Raw genomic sequence first — 20,955 nt, 5'->3', positions numbered from 1 at the left:
CTGTTCCACCGAGACGCCGGATCGGTTCACCGACATTCTGGTGGTCTCGACGTCGTAGGTTGCGGACATGAGCCTGAGTGCCGACGTGGTGGTCATCGGGGCCGGCGTGATCGGGTCGTCGATCGCGCTCGAGCTGGCCCGCTCCGGTCGCCGGGTCGTCGTCGTGGACAAGGCCGGCGGGATCGGCCACGGCTCGACCAGCGCCTCGAGCGCGATCGTGCGGTTCAACTACTCGACGTGGTCGGGCGTCGCGATGGCGTGGGAGTCGCTGCACGGCTGGCGTTCCTGGGCCGAGCACCTCGGCCACGACGACCCGGCGGGCCTCGCCCGCTTCGAGCAGACCGGGATGGCCGTCCTCGGCGCCGGGGACGCGACGTACGACGCGACGACCGCGCTGTTCGACCGCGCTGGCGTCCCGTGGGAGCGCTGGGACGGCGCCGAGCTCGCGCGCCACCTGCCGCACCTCGACCCCGGCTCGTACGGCCCGCCCAAGCCGGTCGACTCCGAGGAGTTCTTCGCCGACGCGCACGGCCACGTCTCCGGGTTGTTCACTGCGGACGCCGGCTACGTCACCGACCCCCAGCTGGCCGCCCACAACCTCGGTACGGCGGCGCAGGCGCACGGCGCCCGCTACCTGCTGCACCGCCTCGTCACCGCCGTCTCCCGCGCGGGCGACGACTGGCGGATCACCCTCGAGTCCGGCGACACCCTCGAGGCACCGGTCGTCGTCAACGCCGCCGGCCCGTGGTCCGCCCGCATCAACGAGATGGCCGGCACCGGCCACGACTTCGGCGTCGCCACACGCCCGCTGCGCCAGGAGGTCCACCACGTCGTCGCTCCCCCCGGCTTCAACGCCGGCGGCCCCGGCGTCGCGGTCGCCGACCTCGACCTCGGCACCTACGCCCGCGCCGCCGAGGGCGACGCCCTCCTCGTCGGCGGCACCGAACCCGCCTGCGACCCGCTCCACTGGCTCGACGACCCCGACGCTGCCGGCGACCACCCGACCGTAGCGGTCTTCACCGCCCAGCTCACCCGCGCCGCCCGCCGGATGCCCGACCTCGCCGTCCCCACCCGGCCCCGCGGCATCGTCGGCGTCTACGACGTCGCCTCCGACTGGACCCCGATCTACGACCGCACCGCCGAGCCGGGCTTCTACGTCGCGATGGGCACCAGCGGCAACCAGTTCAAGAACGCCCCCGTGGTCGGCCGGTTGATGCGAGAGCTGGTCGAGGCCGTCGAGTCCGGCCACGACCACGACACCGACCCCGTCGTCGTCACCGGTGCGCACACCGGCCACCCGATCGACCTCGGCACGTTCTCGCGGCTGCGCGAGGTGCCGACCGACGCGCCCTCGTCGGTGATGGGTTGACAGCGCACGGGGCGCGAACGCCGCCCTCGTCCTTCCGCCGGCGTGAGGCATCGTCACGGTCGGGGTTGTGTCGACGCCGGCGTCGCGCAACTCTGGAGACGAGCAGAGGAGGGATCACCGTGTGCCCGGACGAGCGCTGGTTCCCGAGCCATCTCAAGGAGATGAGCAAGGCGGAGTGCCTCGAGCTCCTCGCCAGCCACCGGGTGGGCAGGGTGGCCTACTGCGACGACCTGGGACCCGTGGTGCTGCCGGTGAACTACGTGCTCGACCAGGGCACCGTCCTCATCCAGATCTCCTCGCAGTCGACCCTGGCTCATCATCTGCGCTCCGGCTCCGCGTCCTTCCAGATCGACGACGTCGACGACTTCAACCAGTCGGGCTGGAGCGTGTTGGTGCGGGGTGATGCCGTCCACGTCGACGACGCCGACCTCCCGGCCGGCGACGAGGATCGGCCGCACGCCTGGGCAGAGGGCGAGCACAGCTTCCATGTCCGGATCACCCCGCACGACATCTCGGGCCGGCGGCTCCTGCCCGCCTGAGGTCACGGCCGCCGGCCCAGCGGCGACCCCGGTGACCACGCAGATGCCCAGCGGGTCTTGTGGCAGCCGGCCGAGAGGACGATCGTGGATCTCACCGAGCCGGGAGACGGAAGGGGTGCCGCGATGCAGGCCAAGGTCGGCGATCACCTGGTGGTGGAGGGCCGCACGGTGGGTCAGTCCCCCCGCGAGGGGGAGATCCTCGAGGTACGCGGTGAGGATGGCGCGCCGCCGTACGTCGTGCGCTGGAAGGACGGGCACGAGGGCGTGACCTACCCGGGTCCGGACGCCTTCGTCACGCACACCGCCTGACCAGGGACGAGCAGGTGCTCGGGGCCCGCGGCATCGTCGGCGTCCACGACGTCCTGGATGCGGACGGCCGGTCTGCTCGGGTGAGCGTCGGGCGCCCGGCGGTCAGGCCGCTCGGGCGAACCAGTCGAGGGCCAGCCGGGCGACCGCCTCGGGGGCGTCGTCGGTGATGAAGTGCGCGGCGTCGTCGACGTAGGCGAACTCCAGGCGGTCGGCGTACCGCTCCGGCTTGCGGCAGGTGCGCGCCATGAGGTCCTCGGTCCACGGGCGGTCCTTCCGGCCGAGCACGACGAGGGTGGGCACGGTGAGCCGCTTGCGGCGGTAGGTGCCACCGGCCATCCGCCTGGCCTCGCGCAGGATCATGCCGCGGGTGAGCGGGCGCACGGCGCCGTCGATGGCGGGCAGCGCCATCGGGGCGAGGTGGGCGTCGATGGTCTCCTCCGGCAGCGGGTGGGCGACGTACGCCTCGGAGAAGGTGCCGCGTAGCGACGCGCCCGGCTCGTGCCAGATGAACGCCGGCAGGTGCCGGAAGCCCGGCATCGACCTCGGGCTGAAGCTCATGAAGAACGGCGGCACCGAGAGCTGCACTGCTGCGCGGACCCGCTCGGGGTGGTCGTAGGTCAGCTGGATCGCGGTGATCGCGCCCATGTCGTGGGAGAGGAGGTGGGCGCGCTCGATGCCGAGGGCGTCGTACAGCGCCAGGAGGTCGCGCAGGCGGGTCTCGCGCTCGACGCGCGGGTCGTCAGCCACGGTCCACCCAGCACCCCGCAGGTCGGGACAGTAGACGCGGTGGCCCTCCGCGGCGATCACGGGAGCGACCTCGCGCCACTGCCACCAGTGCTGCGGGAACCCGTGCAGCAGCACGACCGGGTCTCCCTCACCCATCGCGGCGACGTGGCTGCGCAGACCCGGTGTCTCGACGACGAGGTGCTCGAAGCCGGCGGCCTCCGGCATCGGTGGCGACCACGTCGCCTGGTTCGCGGGACGAATGTGGTGCGGCTCGGGCGTGTCCATGGCGACCCCTGACGTACGACGTGAAATACTACGTTCATAGTAAGAGCCGGACCAGGAGGTGTCCATGCCCCCGGGAACGAGGGAGCGCGCACTCGAGGCGGCCGTCGAGCTCGTCGGCGCCGACGGCGTGCGCGCCCTCACCCACGCCCGCGTCGACCAGCGAGCCGGCCTCCCGCCGGGCTCGACCTCGAACTGGTTCCGCACCCGCCGGGCGTTGCAGGTCGGCGTCATCGACTGGATCGTCGAGCGCGAGCTCGAGGAGCTTGATCCCGCTGCGGTCCCCTCGGACCAGGGCCTCGACGGCTTCCTCGACGGCCTGTGCGGCATGGTCGAGCTGCAGATCGAGCCGCACGCCGTCCGCACCCGTGCCCGCTACGCGCTGTTCCTCGAGCTGGCCTCCGACCCCGAGATGGGCGAACGGCTGCGGCAGGGACACCGCCGGTTCCAGGGGTGGACCGAGCAGATGCTGGCTGCCATCGGCATCCCCGACCCCGTCCTGGCCAGCCGCGCCCTCATGGCCATGCTGGACGGGCTGCTCCTGCACCGGCTCATCCTCGACCCGGACCTCGAGATGCGGCCCGCCATCGAGCGGGAGGTGCGTGCCCTCGCGCGGGCCTGAGGTGACGGGTCACGCCCAGACCACACCCACGCAGGGCGCGGAGCGCCACTAGGTTGGGGCTGTGCAGCGCCCTACGGAGGGATGGGACGCCGACGTCGTCGTGGTCGGCAGCGGGTTCGGCGGTGCGGTGACCGCGCTGCGCCTGGCCGAGGCCGGGCACGCGGTGACCGTCCTCGAGAAGGGACGGCGGCTCAGCGACGACGACCTGCTGCGCGCGCGGCGGGACCCGAGGGCGTACCTCTGGCAGCCCGGGGTCGGGCTCCGTGGCTTCTTCTGGCAGCGGATCTTCCGGCACATGGCGATCATCGGCGGCACCGGCGTGGGCGGCGGCTCCATCGTCTGGGCCGGCGTGCTGCTGGAGCCCGGTGACGACTTCTACGACGCGCCCGCCCTCCGCCGGCTCGGCATCGACCGCGAGGCGCTGGCGCCGCACCTCGGGCGGGCCGCCCGGATGCTCGGCCGGGTGACGTGCGCCCACCAGGGCCGGATGGACACCTACCTGCACGAGGCCGCCGTGGCGGTCGGAGCCGGGGAGACCTTCGGGCCGGTGCCGACGGCGATCCACTTCGGCAGGCCGGGGGTCACCGAGCCCGACCCGTTCTTCGACGGCGAGGGGCCTGCTCGCACCGGATGCCGACTGTGCGGCGAGTGCCTGCTCGGCTGCCCGTACGGCGCGAAGAACGAGCTCACCCGCAACTACCTCCACCTGGCCGAGAGGCGGGGCGTCGAGATCCGCGCCGAGTCGGAGGTCACCGCGCTGCGCCCGTGGGGCGCCGGCTGGGTCGTGGAGACGCGGCACCCCTGGCGCCGAGGGCGTGGTCGGACCACGACTGCGCGCCGTGTGGTGCTGGCCGGCGGCGTGCTGGGCACCGTCGAGCTGCTGCTGCGCTGCCGCGACGAGCTCGGCACCCTGCCGCAGGTCTCGCAGGAGCTCGGCCGGCACGTCCGCACCAACTCGGAGGCGCTGACCGCGGTGCTGCAGCCGTCCGGACAGGACCTCTCCGACGGACCCACGATCTCCAGCCACTTCCACCCCGACGCCCGCACCCACATCACCCAGAACCGCTACATCGGCGGGTGGCACATGCGGGCCCAGCTCGGTCCGATGGTCGACGACGACCGGCGGGCCCGCCGCGCAGGGCGGGTGATCGGGTCGCTGTTCCGGCACCCGCTGGCGCAGGCCCGGCTGGTGGGGGCGCGCGACTTCCTCCGGCGGCTGACCGTGCTGACCACGATGCAGCGCCACGACAGCGAGCTGGCGCTCGACCTGCGGCGCTCGCCGTGGCAGCCGTGGCGCCGCGCGCTGCGCTCCCGGATGACCGGCGGCACCCGGCCGCCGAGCAACCTCCCGGTCGCCAACGCGGTCACGCGGGCCTTCGCCGAGGCGTCCGGCGGGCGTCCGCTCAACCTGCTCGGCGAGTCCCTCGGCGGGCTCTCGGTGACGGCACACGTCCTCGGCGGCGCGGTCATGGGCCGCGAGGCCACGGAGGGCGTCGTGGACGCGAGCCACGAGGTCTTCGGCCACCCGGGCCTGTACATCGCCGACGCCAGCGTGATCCCCGCCAACCTCGGCGTGAACCCGTCGCTCACGATCACCGCCCTCGCCGAGCGCTTCGCGAGCACCTTCCCCGCACCGGACACCGACGTACGGCCGCCGCACCGGCCGGAGCTCGTCGTCCCGACGGCGACCAGCCTCCTGACACTGCGGCGGCAGTGGTCCGACCTGCGGCCGCCGGAGACCGATGCGGTGCTGCACGACTCCGCCGGCGACCTCGAGGCGTCGTTCGTCGCCCCGCTCGCCCGCATCGCCCCGGCGGGCCTCGGCCTGCTGGGCCTGCCCCGGTGGTACGGCAAGCGGTTCTGGCACACCGCTGCCGGCGACATCGAGGGAGCCAACCTCGTACGCCGTGACGGCCACCTGGTCGAGACCCTGCCGATGCGCCTGGCGCAGGCGCCGTCGCTGGCCGACGGCCGGCCGGCGCTCGTCATCTCCTACGCCCACGACTCCCCGTGGCCCTGGCGCCTGGTGCGCGACGAGATCCGCGCCGCGCCCGAGGGACCCGGACTCGTGGCGATGACCTTCGTCGACCTGCCCGGCATGCGACGGGTCGGCACTCCCTTCCTGCTCACGCCCCGCGGAGCACGCCGGGCATGAGAGCACCGGTCAGGCGCGCCGCCGACGCCCCCACTTGCTGACCTCGACCACCAGCGGGAGCAGCGCGGCCAGCCCGAAGCACGCCAGCCACTCGTTGCCGGTGAGCTCCTGGGCGCCCAGCGCCTCGCTGAGACCGGGCAGCTCGGTCGCCAGGATCAGCATCACCACCGGGAACGCCGAGATCGCGACCGCCTGGAAGAGCGGCTCGGTCAGCCCGCTCGTGGGGTCGCGGCGGTTGGTGATCGCGTTGAAGACCGTGCCCAGCCCCATCACGAGGAAGGTCATCGTCACCGCCGCGGTCGGGTGCTCGGTGCTCGGCTCGTCCGGCCCCGCGACCAGTGGGAGGAAGGCCGCGACGAACAGCACCGCGGCGTACAGCAGCCACGTGAGGACGGCGCCGCGGTGGGTGATCGGCAGCTTCGGGTCGCGCGGCGGCAGGCTCATCACGTCGGGGTCGCCGGGGTCGACCGAGATCACGATCACCCCGGCCACCGTGACGAAGAACAGCAGGTAGAGCACCATCGACGGCGTCATCGCGACCCCCTCGTTGACGTCGAAGGCCGTCGCGGCGATGAACAGCATGACCAGGCCGAGCAGCTGGGTCATCTGGAAGCGGACGTAGCTGACCACCTTCGCGTACACCCGCCGGCCGAGCTCGACCGCGTGCACGAGGGTGCCGAAGTTGTCGTCGGTGAGGATCATCCGGGCCGCCTGCTGCGAGACCTCGCTGCCGGTGCCCATCGCGACGCCGATGTCGGCCTGCTTGAGGGCGGCGGCGTCGTTCACCGCGTCGCCGGTCATCGCCACGATCAGGCCCTGCTCCTGCATGACGCGGGCCAGGCGCAGCTTGTCCTCCGGACTGACCCGGCCGAAGACGTGCAGCTCGGGCAGCCGCGCGGCGAGCTCGTCGTCGGTGAGCTTCTGCAGGTCGGTGCCGGTGATCGCGCCGGGGCCGAGGCCAAGCTGCTCGCCGATCGCGTTGGCGGTCACGGTGTGGTCGCCGGTGATCATGCGGACGTCGATGCCGGCGGCGAGTGCGATGCGTACGGCGTCACGGGCCTCGCTGCGCAGCGGGTCGATGATGCCGGCGAGTGCGACGAACGACAGCTCGTGGGTCATCGCCATCGGGTCGCTGGTCATGGTCGTCTCGAGCTCGGGGTCGATCACCCGCGCGGCGAACGCGAGCACCCGCAGACCCTTGCCGCCCATCCGGGCGTTGGCCTCCTCGATGCCGGCGCGGGTCTCCTCGATCGGGACCTGGCTGGTGCTCAGCGCCCCGCCCGAGGTGCTGCACCGCGCCAGCACGACGTCCGGAGCACCCTTGACCAGCTCGATCAGGTGCTCCGCGCCGTCGACGGTGACCCGGTGGAAGGTCGCCATGAACTTGTACTCCGAGTCGAACGGCACCTCGGCGATCCGCGGGTAGCTCCGCCGCGTCTCCTCGGCATCGACCCCGAGCTTGGCGGCCAGGACGACGAGGGCGGCCTCGGTCGGGTCGCCGACCACCGCGCCGTCGTCCGCGACGGTGGCGTCGCTGTCGAGCGCCAGCCCGAGGTCCAGCCGGGTGAAGTCGGGGACCGGCGTACCGGCCACGCTCAGGATGGCGCCCGACTTGCGGTAGCCCTCGCCCTCGACCGTGAACCACGACCCCGCGCTGTAGAGCGTCGAGACCATCATCTGGTTCAGCGTGAGCGTGCCGGTCTTGTCGGTGTTGATCGCGCTGGTGGCGCCGAGGGTCTCGACGTCGGTGAGGTTCTTGACCACGGCCTTGGCGTCGGCGAGCTGCTTGGCGCCCATCGACAGCATCCCGGAGACGAACGCCGGCAGGCCGGTCGGGATCGCCGAGATCGCCATCGCGGTGCCGAGCAGCAGCAGGTCGGTGCCGTCCATCCCCCGAGCCAGCCCGACCACGACGATGAACGCGACCGCGCTCCAGGCGATGATGCCGAGCACCTTGGTCAGCCCGTCGAGCTCCTGCTGCAGCGGGGACTTCGTGCGCGTGACCGACGACAGCATCGTCGCGATCTGCCCCATCTCGGTGCCCATGCCGGTCGCGGTCACCACCATGCTCGCCGTACCGCGGGTGACCGAGGTGTTCTGGAAGAGCATGTTGACCCGGTCGCCGATCGCGACGTCCTCGTGCGCCAGCGTCCCGGCGTCCTTGGGCACCGGCGCGCTCTCCCCGGTCAGCGCCGCCTCCTGCACCTCCAGCGTCGCGCTGCGCACGATCCGCCCGTCGGCCGGTACGACGTCGCCCGCCTCGAGCTGCACCAGGTCGCCCGGGACGATCTCCACCGCCGGCAGCATGGCCAGCGAACCGTCACGCACCACCTTCGCCTGCGGCACCTGCAGGTTGGCCAGCGCGTCCACGCTCGCCCGCGCCTTGAGCTCCTGGCGCGTGCCGAGCGCGACGTTGAGCACGATCAGCAGCCCCACGATCACCGCCGTCGACAGCTGCCCGATCACCACGCTGATCACCACCACCGCGATCAGCATGATGTTCATCGGGTTGATCAGCTGCCCGACCGCCACCTTCACCAGTGACGGCGGCGGCTCGCTCTGCAGCTCGTTGGCCCCGACGTCGGCCAGTCGCTGGCTCGCCGCGGCCGCGCTCAGTCCCTGCTCGAGGTCCGACCCCTGCTCGGCCGCCACCTCCCCCACGTCGCGGGCGTACGGCGGTACTGACGTGCCCTTCGTGGTCGTCATGGGCCCACTCGAGCACCGGACTGGACCGCTCGCCTCCCTCAGCCCGGAGGATCAGGTCTGCACCGCGGCCCGATCCCGGGCGCGGAACCCGGGCAGGACCTCGCCCCGCTCACGGGCGCGGAGCCCGAGGACCGCTTCTGCTGAGCCGCCGTCAGTCGGCGTTGCCGGGGGATGCGATGAGCCTCGACATGATCCGGTGGTGGAGGCTCGCTCGACTAGTGTCACCGCTCCAGAGCTGAATCGCAGCCGGATCCTCGAGAGCCTGACGGAGCACGGCCCGTTCGTCCGTGCCGAGCGTCGACACCAGGAGATTGGCGACGTAGAGGGCGTGGTACTGCTCGAACGCGGACTTTGGCTGCCTGATCGCGCTGGCAACCGCGGCCACGTCCGCGTAGTCGGTGTTCCCCTCCATGAGCGCCAACGCGACGATCCTCCGGCCCTCCGTTCCAGTGGCAAAGAGCCCACTGATGTCCTGCACGCTGAACCGCCCGCGTTGCGCCAGCGATCGCGTCCTCCTCACGACGTCTTCCATGCGCGCTGTCCGACGCGGGCTGCCAGTCATGGTGTTCCGGATCTCCTCATACTGCGCGGCGAGGCTCTCGATGTCTGCTTCGGCAGCGATCGGCGCTTCCGCCGAGGAGGCCGCGAGGGCAACGCTCGTGCTGGCAGCCTCCATGGCCCGCTGCGCGGTCTCGCGGTCGCCTGCGCGGTCGGCACGGTGAGCAAGCGCAAGCCATGCATCTGCTGAGCTCATGGCGATCCCGAGGCGCAGCCTTGCGTAGAGCCACCCGCTCAAGAACCCCACGACCGAGAAGTAGACCGTGATCGTGCCTGCAAACGCGGCTCCGGTCGGTGGTCCTCCGAGGACAGGAGCCATGAAGTTGAAGAGGTCCGAGGCAGCGGAGCGAATGCTGGCCAGCTGTGTGAGGCTGACGCCGACGATGATCTTGGTGAGCCAGTCCGAGATCTGCTCGAGGTTGGTGTTGGCACCGATGCTCGGCAGCGTGGCTTGGGCGACGCCACCCGAGCGACGGGCTTCCTCCGATTCGATGCCGAGGCTCCGCGGAACCCCGAAGAGCAGCCCCAGCAGGGCGCCTGCTGCGAGGGAGGCGGCGGCGAACATCACCGACGTGGCCACCACTTCCCAGTCGGGCTCGGTCGAGACCGAGAACACGAGCGTGGCGACCATGCCCAGACCGATCGCGAAGTAGGCTCCGAACGCGTAGGAGGAGAGCCGACTGGTTGGTCTCTCCTCGTGCTGTGGTTCAGCACTCAGCACTGGATCTTGACCGGCCACGACACCCCCGCGCTACCTGCACCTCGCCGCCGAGCCGCTTGCCGCCGCACTGCAGTTCAATCGCGGCCAGACGTGCTTGCCGGATCCGGTGCGCTCGTCCCACGTACAGCGTCAGCCTGCTCGGCCCGGCGTCACCAAGCCGTCACCAAGCTCCTCGGGCACCCACCAGGCGTGGCGCACCGGGCTGATCTCGAACGGCGTGGCTCACCAGGCAACGGTGGAGACGATGGCGGTCCTCGGTCTAGATGGATCCCGAGCGTCCTCCGCGGCAAGGGTCTCGCCCACTCTCAGGCGAGCCCGGTCTCCAACGTGCCCTGCCCGAGGTCCCCGTCGGTGAGCAGCGACAGCTGCCGGCTCGGCAGCGTCCGCCGGCGACGGGACGCTGAGTCGACGACGCCGGCCTCGCGGTCGGCGACCAGCCGCAGGGCGCCGCGCAGGTGGTCGAGCACGACCTCCTCGTCGTGACCGTCGAGCCCCTGCTGGCCACGGCGCACGCGCACGATCTGGCGCACCAGGTCGCGCCGGTCGTCGGCGAAGAGACCGGCCACGGTGGCGGGGTGCACGTCGCCGGCGTGCAGCAGCTCGAGCAGCACGACCATCCCCGGCTCGGTCGCCGGGTGGACCGGCGCGGGCGCCTCCTCGTCGAGGAAGCGCCGCCCGCCGACGAGCTCGGCCAGCTCGAGCGCGACCTGGTCGGCGAAGCCGCAGAACCGCTGCACGACGTTGCGCAGCTGCTCGGCGCAGAACGGTACGGCGAGCACCGCCGTGCGCATCTCGATGAAGCCGTTGCGCAGGAGGAACTGGTCGTGCGGCGAGCGCCTGTTGAGCCGCGCCACCTCCTGCGCAGCCCGGGCCAGGTCCTGGACGTCGAGCACCAGGTGCGCGAACACCTCCACCGTCGGCAGCTCCTGGTGGACGCGCACGTAGACCATTGACGAGCCGCACGTGATCGGCAGGTCGCCGTCCTCGTCGTGGCGAGCCGGGCTGTCGAACAGCACCTCGAGCGCCGCGTCGACGAGCTCCTGCAGGTGTGCAGCGCCACGCGGCATCACGACGTCCTGCTCGACCGCCTGCGGGGGCACCGGCACCACTGCCGGAGCGGGCTCGAGCCCCTGCGCTTCGAGGAACGCCGGGTGCAGGCACCCGAAGACCTCGCGCAGCACCCGCACGGTATTCACCGCGAGCAGGTCGGCCATGCCCTGCGGCAGGTCGGCCTCGAAGTCGATGCTGTCCACCTGGTCGTCGTCCGGGTGCGTCCACCCCAGCGCCACGACCTGCGCCGCCGCCTCGTCGGTCAGCATGAAGCGCTCGTCGAGGCTGTAGCTGCTCGACACCTCGGCGTGCAGCACTTCCCCTTTCAGCGCAGTGACGTGGACATACGGCGACTCACCGCCCAACTCGTCGTCGTCGACACCGGTCGCCAATTGGACGAGCAACACGTCGTCCTCGGCCATCCCCGCCAGCCGGTCGGCCAACCTCTGCCGGAATGCCGTCCACGCCTCGTCGTGCTCGTCCGGCCCGCCGATGAATCCCTCGTGCTCTCGACTCAATCTCTCGACCCCCTTCGCAGACCACGCTAGGCGCCACCACCGACACCCGGGGGGCGTCGGTCTGGACGGTCAGTCCAGGGGGACCACGGGCTCACCGCAGGTCGGGCACTGCACGCTGTCGACGACCTCCCCGGGCGGCACGGTGCCGGTGGTCCCGCAGTAGTCGCACACCCATCGTGGTCGGCTCATGAGTCGATCCCGAGCCGCTTCGCCACCTCGTGCCCCCCGACTTCCCGCACGAACGCCCGGTCGCCCACCACCACGAGCACGTCGGTCGCGCGCGACATCCCGACGTACAGCCGCTCGCGCGCGCGGTCGCGCGGCTCGCGCTCGTTGAGGCACAGCACGACGGCCGCGCGCTCGAGGCCCTTGCTGCCGAGCACGTGCCCGTAGAAGACGTCGTCGCCCTCCCAGAAGGACCGCCAGTACCCCAGGTGACCGTGCCGCTCGGTCTGCGCCTGCTGCTCGGGGTGCCGGTGGCCGGTGGTCAGCAGCGCGACGTTGGCCGGGTCCCAGCCTTCGTCGAGCAGTGCCACCACCTCGTCGTCCGCCACCTGGATGGCGTCGTCCGCCGTGCACGCGACAAACCGCACCTCGCGCCCGTCGCCGCCGCGGGCGTACATCCGGCTCGGCGCGAGCGGGCCGAAGCTGCCGTGGATCTGTCGGGTGTTGCGGAGGTTGTGGTCGAGGACCAGCGGCACCAGCGCGACGGGCGGGCGGCCGAACCGGGCGAAGATGCGCTGGTTCTCGTCGGAGTAGACGTAGAGCCCGCCCTCCTCCTCGTCGCGCAGCGCGCCCAGCACCGGCCGCCACCAGCTGTCGGCGAAGTCCTGCGCCTCGTCGACGACGATGGAGTCGTACTTCTTGCCGTCCGGCAGCTCGGCCGCGAGCTCGCCCATCAGGCGCGGCAGCGTCTCCTCCCAGAACGCGCTGTCCTCGCGGGAGCCGCCCTCGACGCCCCACTGCCGGCCGAACTCCTCGAAGGTCCCCACGAACGCCGGCCGCTCCTTGCGGTGCCAGCCCGCCACCTGCCGCTTGAGGTACTCCGCCAGCCCGATCGAGTAGCACAGCAGCGCCACCCGCTCCGCCCTGCGCTCGCCACGCCCGCGCGTGAGCTCCTTGGCCTGCTGGAGCGCCAGCACCGTCTTGCCGCTGCCGGCTCCTCCACGCACCTCGACCCGGCGCAGCAGGCGCGTCACCTGCAGGATCGTCGCCTGCTCCTGGGTCAGGCGGTCCGCCACCGCCGCCCGCTCCGCGGCCTCCGCGTTCACGTCGTACGACGTGGGCAGGCGGCCGGCAAGGATCTCGACGATCAGATCGACGTCGTCGTACGTCGGCGCCGGCTTGCCCTGCGCCGCCCTGCGGGCGTTCTCGCGGATCCGCTCGACGAGGTCGGCCTGGTCGCGCCGGCCGTGCAGCGACCAGCGCGGGCAGTCGGGCGTCGACCAGTCGTCGGGGAAGTCGGAGTACGGCGCGACCACCGCGTGCCCCCACGCGACGTGGTTGCGCCTGCCCCACCGCGGATCGCGCGCGACGTAGTCACGGATCGCGTACTTCGTGGTGCGCACCTGGGTGACGGGATCGATCTTCTTGTCGCGCCCCCTCGACCTCTGCCACCACCCGCTCTCGTCGCACCAGACGCTCCCGCCCTTGACCTCGACGACCACTATGCCGACGTCGGGCAGCAGCACGACGAGATCGGCCTCGTGGTCCTTGTCCTCGTCGGTGAGGCGCAGGTTGGCGAGCAGCATGTCGTCCGGATCGAGCCCGGCGCGCAACCAATCCCAGACCTGCTGTTCCGACGCCGTAGTAGACGTCGGCCGATCAGGAACGACTCTGACCATGGTCCGCCTCTCCCGCTCTCGATATTGGCAGGTACGTCGCACGTCAGTAAGACTCGCTGGCGCAGATACAACGAATCAGGAGGACGGACGTTCGACTGGTCGGGAGGCGGCGTCAACCGCTTGCCGGATCACATCCTGGATGGCGGCGTCATCAAGCACGTCCAGCAGGCGTGCGCCGGTCTGGAAGGCGACGGCCTTGTAGAACTCTCTCGCCCACTCCGTTCGTCCTCGTCCTGGACGCTCGAGCACCGCACTCACCGCCTGTCGAGCCAAGGGGCGGTTTCGTACCATGGCAGTTCGCTCGAAGAGCCCCACTAGCTCGTCTTCGCGCATTCTTGGGTCGCCCTGCTGAAGCAGGGACCCCAACACCTCTTGCCGTTGCCACGATCGACGGAGGGTGTTTCGCCCTGTGCCAATGAGGCGATCTCGGTGCAGGGACGAGAAGCGCACTGCCGCGAGATCCGGGAACACGATGATGGTGAGGAAGCTCCAAGTCTCCTCGTGTGCGGCATCGCTTGGCACGATGCTCAGCTCGCGGTGCAAGGCGGCCCCGAGTGCGTTGTCGAAGGCAGCCTTGTCCTCCGAGCTCCCCACGTATCCGCGCTCCAACCACGGGAGCACGTCGGGTAGAACGCCCTCACGCACCTTGCGGACTTCGTCCGGCCTGGCGATTCGCCCCGAAGACACAGGCCTCTTGCGGTGATGGTCGAACTGAACGAGTGACTGCACGGCCTCGAGTCCGCCGCTCGTGTAGGCAGAGACCACTCGATCAGCCTCAGCGTCTGCAATCGCCCGTGGGAGTCGGGGATATGAGAGCTTCATTGAGCCACCGCCTGGTAACAGAGACGCTCAAATCTAAGTGGCTCCTCGCGGAACAAGGCGGATGCCTCTTGGAGACTTCTGTTCAGGAAGAGTTCGCACATGCGACTCACGACACCGCCCACGGAGTCGTCATCGAACTCGTCACGGCCGTCCGGCACCTGATGACAGGTGATCGAGACGAGCATCCTCAGTACGTCGATCTTCAAGCGCTCGGAAGCCGAGCCATCGGGGTAGCCGCTAAGCAGCTCCACTCCCAATGGATGCGCTTCGTTGATGAGCAGGCGTACGGCGCCCATGAACGAGTCGTCGAGCTCGACGAAGGAGGTCGAGAGTGTCCACGGCGCCGGCTCCAAGCCGACGTCCGCGAAAGAAACCGAGTCTGTCGGGAACCGACTCGACTCCCCCTCCAGAGTGAGGATGAACTTGGGGCTGCTGCCCAGGCGTGCGCCTGCGACAGAGGCGATCCGCGGGCGCGAGGCCGTGTCGGTGGCGAGCACCAGGTGGACGCTGAGCTCCAACTTGTCGGCGACCTCACCCGGCGGAAGGTCCACCGAGAGCTCCATCTGCTGCGAAGGGTCCTCAGTGAGTCGTTCAGTGGCGCAGTATCTCCGTCCGCTCGCGGGGCAATCTACAAGCAGCGCCAGCTTGAGAAGCGACAGCGAATGCAGGCCCGTGGACTCGAGAACGGCCGCGCCATCGATCGTGATGGTGACGCCGAACGACTCTGCACGCGAGTAATCCCAACCCGGCAGCAGGGTTGGCAACGGCATCCTGATGCCGTCACGCTCGTACCACCAAGCATCCCAGGCAACGTCGTCTTCCCCAATGACGCGGTGGGGAAAGAGTCGTCTGGCGGTCATGCGCCGGCACCATTCGCGACCACGGAAGTCACGTCGATCGCGATGTCATCTCTCGACTCGAAGACATACGTCTGGGGCATCCCCGGCTTGATCATTGTTGAGGATTCCGTGGCCTCCGATCCATTCCACCCCAGCTCACGTATGTAGTCCGGTTGTGGCCCCTTCTCAGTGCGTCCATCAGTGCCGACTCGCACCTTGAGCGCAACTGCCGTCCCAGTCGGGTCACCCCCCGCAACAGAGACCCTGAGGGTTGTCCGCGTCCAACCGGGCCGATCAGCGGCCGCCCATTCGACGGGCTCCACCGCGACAGAGGGGCGTGAACTCCTCGCACCGCCCCCGCCTGACCCACGTCTAGTGGACGGGGCAGACCCAATGACGCCACCCATGAATGACGAAAGCATGTCACCCACAGCAGCGGTCGAAAGGGACTCACCGCGGACGGGGGTGTCAGTCGAGGGTGCAACGAAGGCGTCAGCCTCTTTGCGGATGCGTTCCAGGGCAAGACGCACCTGGCTTCTCTGTACCTTGTTGGTGAGCGAGGTCGGTGACCAGTCGTCGTGAGCCGGGGGCTCTGACGCGGCGAACGTCCCGTCGAGCGCCGCCACCGGCTTGAACACTCCTGCCCACTGGAATCCGCTCTCACTCAATGCTTGACGCTCCATGTGCCGGACTACCAATTCAGCTCCGTGCCGCATCAGCGCGACCGAGCGACTGGGACTGCGTTGGTCGTCTCCATCGGAGGAGCCCAAAGACGACGCGGGAAACTTGATGAGTCCGAGGTGCCCGAGAACCTCGTTGTAGCGCTTGATCTCGACGACTTCGGTCTTGAAGAGCGCCTGGGGAGGCTCACGCCCCTCCTGCTCGGCACGCACAGCCTGCAGGCATGCGACATATCCCGCGAGTATCGGGTGATCGGCTGGGTTGGGAATCGGAACTTCAACACCATTGCTCTGGACGCCGATTTCCATCGCCCTGGTGCCGTCTGTGTCCGGCAGCAACTTCGGCCAAAGGTTCCAGAGAACCGAGTCGACCAGCACGTCAGCATCGTCGGTAGGGCCGGGCAGTCCGAGGCGTGGTTCGAGGATCAGCAGGCTCGTCCCGAGCTCCCCGCCGACGAACTTCTTCGAGAAGACACGCTCGGCAAGTTCGCGAGCGCGTTCACCGATCAGCGGCTCGGGCCGCTGATCCACCACCCGCCCCCACCAATGGCGACCCGTGTAACGACCCCCACCCATGTCGAACACTTCGCCGATCGCGGAAGCAATCAGCCTGTCCTCGACACCAGCATCCGTGCGGCACCGCGACCAGACCAGAACGGCCCCAAGCTCGCTGACCATGTAGGCGATCGACTTCCCGAAGCCGTAGGTACCACCAGACGTGGGGTCGTTCTTGGTGGCTCCGATGTTGAAGATGAGATCGATGAAGTGGGTGACACTCCCCTCCGGAATAGTCAGGTCGTTGCGCACGGGACCGCCCAACCCCACCGTGCCGCGGTCCGAGATCTCGATGGCCCACAAGTCGTCCTCGTCCAGCGCACGCCTGAGATCGGTTCCCGGTGCTTCACCAGTGAACACATCAGTCGCAAGACAGTCGATCGCGTCTTGGGACAGTTCTCGTACGTTCAGAACGAACTCAACGGGCCGCTCGCCCGTTCGTGCATCCCAGCTGTTCTGAGCCGTTTCCCGGACCAGCATTTCCTCCATCGAGACATGCGGCGTGCCAAGCAACTTCTTGGCACCATCCCCTTGGATTGCGCCCGGGTCAAAGCGCTGGGGGTACCAGTCCATGGGACCGGCCACGGTGCGCGCCCTCGTCAGCTCAGTGGCCGCCGTGAGAGGCCGGCGCTTCTTTGGACGACCGGGCGCCTCCCCGTTGGGCACTGGCACAACCGCGCCGTCGCCTGCACCCGCCAGCGCGGCGTCTGCGAACGATGCCCCGGCTCTCAGGGCACTCCGCGCCAGCTGCCATGCATCGCCGTTGGGAACCAACCCCAACGCGCGCATGTGGGCCGCAAGCACCGTATTGACGTTGATGTCCGAGGACCGGAGGTACTGCTGAACCGGCTTGAGTGCTTCGTGCAGGTCTTCTTCGCTCATGACGGCGCTCCCCAGCTATTCAGTACGGCATCGGCCTCGGCCTGTGGCAGAGGTGATGGCAGACCGGGAAGCAGCAGGTCGTACTCGACATTCTCGATCGCGCTGAGCGTCTCAGGGGGCACTACACCTTGATGGAGCCCGGGGAACCCATCGTCCACACGCCACAAGCGGATGCTCCTCACCGCGTACCTGGTGGGCATACCAAGATCCATTCCGCGCACATACCCTGCTGATTCGAGAAGAGTCAGCAACTTGGCGGCCGGCACGCCGAGGCCGATGAGGTCGTCAATGCGTTCATCCAGGTCAGGGGCTTCCGCTGACTCGCGCAGGTGCACAACGGCAAGATGCAACTGCTCTACGAATGAAGGATCGAGCTGATCAAGATTTGAGATCCGCACCGATGATGCGGAGACCGCCGAGGTTGCTTTCACCTCGAGGGAACGCCCTCCGAGAACGAAGTCGTGACTCGAACCCAGGGGCCCCCGCCACCCATCTATTGCGGCCCGCGGGTGGTGAGCCGCCATGCGAGTCATCACTTCCAGTTCGCCGATGAGCCCCAGCAGAACGTCACGCGAGAGGCCGTGCAGGGCGACGCGCAGCAGGGCTCTCCAGTCCTCGAGGGCTTGCAGGATGGTGAGGTTCGGCTGCGAACCAGAGGCACGGAGGCGGCCGGCCACATCCTCGAGCAGCTGCTCGAACGGACCCTCGAGCCTCCTCTCGAGGCATGCCAGATCCACGAATCGCGTCGCGCCGCTTGCAGTTGTCAACTTGCGCTCGTCAACTGCAACGCCCCGACTTGCCCGGTCCGGGATCACGGGGTCTCGACCCATCGGAACAAGGAGGTGACTTCGACCGTCACTATCAAGCGCAACCATGACCACACCCGCGTCCACCTCAACGTTGATCTCACGCGTCAACATCTGGCCGTCTTGCTCAGGCAGACGACCCGAGCGCAACAGAGCCAGATGCTCAGCGACTGTGGTCACCGAACGTCCTCATCCATTGCGGCGGCAGCACCAACAACGGCTTCTGCGTCACCCTCGTTGTCCGGAGGTATCTCATCGATGTCGTCAGGTTCGAGTTCCGGCTGCCAGTCAGGCTTGACCGCGTAGTACGTACCGTCAGCCGTAGGCTCTGCAACCTCCGGGAAGATCAACCCCAAGCCGATCAGGTGCTCGGGTGCGTTCATCGGAACCCTGCTGCGTTCGGAGGCTTCGGACAGCGGTATCGACGATTTGCTGACAACGTAGATGAGAACTTGCCCTCGCCCAGAAGCCAGAGCCCGGCGGATCTCGCGGGGCGTCTTGTTCTGGCGTGTCATCTCCGACACTTCGGAGGCATCGAGATCGGCAAACCAGTCCGTGTGGGTCAGAAGCGCCTTGATGTTCCACCTGCCCTGGCCCGAGTCCTTCAGAGGCGAACGGTTGACTGCTGGGACGTCACTGCCAAGCCCTAGGTCCAAGGAGCCCAGCTCGACCTTCGACCCGTCCGCTCGCGTTGTCGTTTGTCCGGATCCGATGACGGTGACGTTCCACAGGGACTGCGCAACCGCCTCCTCGATCCAGCCCGTGATGTAGTCGGTTCTCATGGACGACTGATCGGGATGTACCGAGAACCGGCGCAGGTACGACAAGAGGGATGAAGCAGGAACATCCCTGAACCGCCACCGAGGCGGCTTGGTCGAGTGCGCAAGCTCGGCCGCTCGGCGACAAGCGGCGAGGAAATCCCTCGTGGCCTCGAAGTTCTCCCTTGCTACCGCAACACTTCGATCGAATATGAAGGTCTGCAGCCGCTCACCTGCGTACGACACCCGGACGAGTTGCGCCGCACCCATCTTGTTGCGAGCCACGATGGCGAGCCGGCCGGGGTGCTGCCGCACACGCACCCCAAGCTCACGCGGCGTGATCTTCTGCTTCTCCATGTCCCGGATGTCTTGGCGAATCTCCGCCTCCACGAGTGCCAGAAACCGGTAGTCGTCAGCAAGTGACCCTTGCAGCCAGAGTCGCGGCAGGTCTTCGTAACCCGGGCGGTAGCCAAACCAGCGCCCCATCTGCAGGAGGGTGTCGTAGGTGTTGGACGTCCTTGTGAAGTAGGAGACGACGAGTCCTTCCAAGGTCAGACCCCGGGAAAGTGTTCCGCCGCCGACGGCGATGACCACCTCTTTGACCGGTTGTCCGTCCGGCCCCACCCTGTCGTAGTTCAACCGATCCACGGATGATCCGTTGTCGACTATGACGCGGAGGTCATCCAAGACCTGAGCGATGTGCGGGAGAGCTTCGCTCCAGCTTGGGAGCGGCTCGGTCGCAACAGTGGACGCTCGGTTCGCCTCAGATTCGTAGGACTCTCTCAGGCCCCTCTCTCGGCCAGTTCTCCAGCCTGAAACCAGCGCGTTCCGGTAATTGCTGATCACCTCTCGCATCACGAAGTGTGGATGCGCGTAGTGCGTGGTGTGCACGAGCATCGAACTGTGATCATCCTGCCCACGCGCGCGCCTGATAGCCGTGGCAACGACAAACCACCGCACCGCCTCCTTCAGCGAGGGCGGGATCTCGGCTCTCCAGGTCTCCCGGTTCTCTCGAGAAGTGGGCGGCCGAAGTGTCGCTGCTTCGGCGTCCGGGATGTCGCGGACCATGTCGAGCCCTGACTCCGGCTCATGGTCGTTGTCGAGTGGCTCTCGCCCGAACAGCCGCTCGGCCCCGAAATATGCGTCAGGCTGGGGCAGGTCGATGATGAAGTGCGCGGGATACAGACCCTCGTCATCGTTCGGATCCATGAAGATGTTGGCGAACGGCGTGGCTGTGTAGCCCACGTAGGAGCCGGTAGGGATCAGCGACCAGATGTCCTTGGTCAACTTGCTGATCGCCGAACGTTCGCTGCGCCCTCTGGCGCTGTTGGGAGTGGCCTGATCGGCTTCGTCATCGAGCAGGAGGACGGGCGTTCGGCGACGCACCTCGATCGGTGTCTCCTCGAGCCAAGCCTTCAGGCCCTGCAAGCGGTGTTGGTTCTTCTTGATCACCATCACGACTGGGCGATCCGGCCGGAGCTGGGAGGCCCCGCTGTGACGCGGGTCGTTCACGAAGTCGCCATCGGACGTCGTCAGAGAAACCCAGCGACCACTCGCGAGCCCCAGATCCTTTGCTATGCGGACCTGGGTCTGCTGGCGCAGGTTGTTGTGGATTCCAGATAGGACAATGAACAGTCCGAATCCACGGTCGGCCGCCTTCGCCATGACCGCGGTGAAGTTGGCCGTCTTGCCGGATTGCACATAGCCGAGGACAAGACCCAACTTCTTGAGGTTGTGAATGTTGGGGTTGGACAACTGTGCGACCACCTTGGTCGACGCGCGGTCGATGTCCGGCACAACATCCGTCATGTGTCCCGACTCCAGGCGTTCCCTGAGAGTGGGCCAGTACAGATCCCCGGCCTCTGGACCCGAGTACCAAGGCGCCATCTGGACGTTGAGGAGCAGAGAGCGGTCCGCGACGCCTGCAGGAGAATCGAGAAGAGAATTTTCATCGATGTCTGCTTGGATGGCAGCAATGGCGGCGTCGAGAGCTGCCGGGTCGTTGACGAAACGTCGGAGACTTGCCGCTGCTTCGCCGAGTTGTTCTCGCTGTCTCGTCATCCGATCCATCAAGAACTGTCGCATCATCGCGACTGCCTCGCTCGTCATGTCACCCCTGCTCTCGACGCCAACTTGTCGTTCGGGCACGCGAGGGACCTGAACTATGCGACACAACGGCTCCCCCACGCACTCAATCAACTAAGAACCCGGCCT

15 protein-coding genes are annotated in these 20,955 nt (G+C 68.6%); 5 read left to right on the top strand and 10 right to left on the bottom strand.

Features of this window, described 5'->3' with window-relative positions; translation table 11 throughout:
* The first annotated feature begins 67 nt into the window (after window positions 1-67).
* From ACFPGP_RS14430 to ACFPGP_RS14420, 3 genes are all read left to right on the top strand, one after another.
* Window positions 68-1,369, top strand: a complete 1,302-nt coding sequence (locus ACFPGP_RS14430) for an NAD(P)/FAD-dependent oxidoreductase (protein WP_378591290.1) — start codon at window positions 68-70, stop codon at window positions 1,367-1,369.
* Window positions 1,370-1,488: 119 nt separating this feature from the next.
* Window positions 1,489-1,908: a pyridoxamine 5'-phosphate oxidase family protein gene (locus tag ACFPGP_RS14425; RefSeq protein ID WP_378591289.1), complete on the top strand. Its 420-nt coding sequence runs from the start codon at window positions 1,489-1,491 to the stop codon at window positions 1,906-1,908.
* 84 nt (window positions 1,909-1,992) lie between these two features.
* Window positions 1,993-2,217 (top strand): DUF1918 domain-containing protein, encoded by a 225-nt coding sequence (locus ACFPGP_RS14420; RefSeq protein WP_378591287.1) that lies wholly within the window; start codon window positions 1,993-1,995, stop codon window positions 2,215-2,217.
* Between the two features lie 102 nt (window positions 2,218-2,319).
* Here ACFPGP_RS14420 and ACFPGP_RS14415 read toward each other — a convergent pair whose 3' ends face one another.
* On the bottom strand, window positions 2,320-3,228 hold the full coding sequence (locus tag ACFPGP_RS14415) for an alpha/beta fold hydrolase (protein WP_378591285.1): 909 nt from the start codon (window positions 3,226-3,228) through the stop codon (window positions 2,320-2,322).
* Window positions 3,229-3,292: 64 nt separating this feature from the next.
* On the opposite strand from ACFPGP_RS14415, the gene ACFPGP_RS14410 reads away from it, so the two are divergent.
* Together ACFPGP_RS14410 and ACFPGP_RS14405 are read left to right on the top strand one after the other, a co-directional pair.
* The gene (locus ACFPGP_RS14410; protein ID WP_378591283.1) at window positions 3,293-3,847 is read left to right on the top strand and encodes a TetR/AcrR family transcriptional regulator; all 555 of its coding nucleotides are present in this window, start codon (window positions 3,293-3,295) and stop codon (window positions 3,845-3,847) included.
* 61 nt (window positions 3,848-3,908) lie between these two features.
* Window positions 3,909-6,002 (top strand): FAD-dependent oxidoreductase, encoded by a 2,094-nt coding sequence (locus tag ACFPGP_RS14405; protein WP_378591281.1) that lies wholly within the window; start codon window positions 3,909-3,911, stop codon window positions 6,000-6,002.
* Window positions 6,003-6,011: 9 nt separating this feature from the next.
* Here the strand turns inward: ACFPGP_RS14405 and ACFPGP_RS14400 are convergent, their stop codons facing one another.
* From ACFPGP_RS14400 to ACFPGP_RS14360, 9 genes are all read right to left on the bottom strand, one after another.
* Window positions 6,012-8,708 (bottom strand): cation-translocating P-type ATPase, encoded by a 2,697-nt coding sequence (locus ACFPGP_RS14400; RefSeq protein ID WP_378591279.1) that lies wholly within the window; start codon window positions 8,706-8,708, stop codon window positions 6,012-6,014.
* Between the two features lie 151 nt (window positions 8,709-8,859).
* Entirely contained in the window at window positions 8,860-9,897 is a 1,038-nt protein-coding gene (locus ACFPGP_RS14395) for a hypothetical protein (protein ID WP_378591277.1), read from the bottom strand.
* A 395-nt stretch (window positions 9,898-10,292) separates the two neighbouring features.
* A complete protein-coding gene (locus tag ACFPGP_RS14390; RefSeq protein WP_378591275.1) occupies window positions 10,293-11,555 on the bottom strand; it encodes a T3SS (YopN, CesT) and YbjN peptide-binding chaperone 1 in 1,263 nt (420 codons plus the stop codon).
* Between the two features lie 185 nt (window positions 11,556-11,740).
* Window positions 11,741-13,399, bottom strand: a complete 1,659-nt coding sequence (locus ACFPGP_RS14385) for a nuclease-related domain-containing DEAD/DEAH box helicase (RefSeq protein ID WP_378591274.1) — start codon at window positions 13,397-13,399, stop codon at window positions 11,741-11,743.
* A 75-nt stretch (window positions 13,400-13,474) separates the two neighbouring features.
* A complete protein-coding gene (locus tag ACFPGP_RS14380; RefSeq protein WP_378591272.1) occupies window positions 13,475-14,164 on the bottom strand; it encodes a DUF6339 family protein in 690 nt (229 codons plus the stop codon).
* A gap of 53 nt (window positions 14,165-14,217) precedes the next feature.
* On the bottom strand, window positions 14,218-15,081 hold the full coding sequence (locus ACFPGP_RS14375) for a hypothetical protein (protein ID WP_378591271.1): 864 nt from the start codon (window positions 15,079-15,081) through the stop codon (window positions 14,218-14,220).
* Window positions 15,078-17,177 carry a hypothetical protein gene (locus tag ACFPGP_RS14370; protein WP_378591269.1) on the bottom strand — a complete coding sequence of 700 codons (2,100 nt, stop codon included), beginning with the start codon at window positions 17,175-17,177 and terminating at the stop codon, window positions 15,078-15,080. The genes ACFPGP_RS14375 and ACFPGP_RS14370 overlap by 4 nt, the downstream gene beginning before the upstream one ends.
* The gene (locus ACFPGP_RS14365; RefSeq protein ID WP_378591267.1) at window positions 17,174-18,163 is read right to left on the bottom strand and encodes a PD-(D/E)XK motif protein; all 990 of its coding nucleotides are present in this window, start codon (window positions 18,161-18,163) and stop codon (window positions 17,174-17,176) included. Before ACFPGP_RS14365 ends, ACFPGP_RS14370 begins: the two co-directional genes overlap by 4 nt.
* Window positions 18,160-20,850 carry a Z1 domain-containing protein gene (locus ACFPGP_RS14360; RefSeq protein ID WP_378591264.1) on the bottom strand — a complete coding sequence of 897 codons (2,691 nt, stop codon included), beginning with the start codon at window positions 20,848-20,850 and terminating at the stop codon, window positions 18,160-18,162. The genes ACFPGP_RS14365 and ACFPGP_RS14360 overlap by 4 nt, the downstream gene beginning before the upstream one ends.
* Window positions 20,851-20,955 lie beyond the last annotated feature (105 nt).

The organism is Nocardioides taihuensis, assembly GCF_042657275.1.
In the GTDB taxonomy this organism is placed as follows: domain Bacteria; phylum Actinomycetota; class Actinomycetes; order Propionibacteriales; family Nocardioidaceae; genus Nocardioides; species Nocardioides taihuensis.
The sequence above is the reverse complement of the archived record's forward strand: the minus strand, read 5'-3'. Positions and strand labels throughout refer to the sequence as shown.